The 933-nt window shown below is 34.8% G+C and carries 1 protein-coding gene; it reads right to left on the bottom strand.

Annotated features, from left to right (window positions below; genetic code table 11):
* The coding region (locus DC53_RS01125; RefSeq protein WP_033032098.1) for an IS4 family transposase at positions 1–793 on the bottom strand (793 nt) is incomplete at its 3' end.
* Between the last annotated feature and the right edge of the window lie 140 nt (positions 794–933).

Here is a 933-nt window from a genome sequence, read left to right as displayed (position 1 = left end):
TTAGCTTGTTTTTTATGCTAACATTCATATCAATAAGATCATTTTTAGGTAATTCGGGGAGCAATTCACATAACTTTGGGGAATGACTTCCTGTTAATTCCTGTCCATTTTGCTTAAAAGCATTATGTACTCTGACTGCTTTTAACCCCTTCGCTCTTAATACGTAAAATCCTCCTGCTTTATCTAATTCATGAATATAACTACCTGAATAATACCCTCTATCAGCAAGTAACAACTGTCCTTTCAACTCTTTAAATGTTGGAAGTTCTTCACGTTCAGAGTAACTGTCTGGTGTTATGCCTGCTTTTTCAAAGCAACCTTGCGTTAAATTTAAAGTAGCATGCAATTCAATCGCTGCTGGACACGTATTTGAAAATCGCCCAGGAAAAACATCTTTTAAAGAACGATGAAGCATAATAGAGCTACCGTCCTGAATTAAAATATTCTCAAACTTGAACAAATCTTTTTTCGTGTACTTAAGCGCATCATTTATCCAACAATTAAAAACTCTATTTGTTACCTCTCGCATTAGTTCAGCTAGTTCAGGTTTAACTAACTGGTTATGAAAAGGCTTATACTTAATAGACTGCCCTGTTAGCTGATTATAAACTCTTAATATTTCGGATAAATAGATCGTTTTTTTATCCCCAAGCGCAGCAACAAGACTAACAACCATATGAAATGCGGTAATATTTCTTTCTCTTTTAGTAAATGCTACTTGTTTACCAAGTCGGTTCAGTTTTTTTTCACTTAGGATACTTTTTAACTTATTAATAAAAATGTTAGCATTCATTTGAAGCTCTTTTCTTGATTCTGTGGTTTGTGTGGTAACAACCATTTGATCATGAATTGAGCTTCAACTCAATTTCTTAAGATCTTACCTATGACATCCATGTAGGTAAGGGGCGTGAGCAGGACGCGGAAGCTTTGCTC

This window comes from Pseudoalteromonas fuliginea (assembly GCF_000690055.1).
GTDB classification, from domain to species: Bacteria; Pseudomonadota; Gammaproteobacteria; order Enterobacterales; family Alteromonadaceae; genus Pseudoalteromonas; species Pseudoalteromonas fuliginea.
The sequence above is the reverse complement of the archived record's forward strand: the minus strand, read 5'-3'. Positions and strand labels throughout refer to the sequence as shown.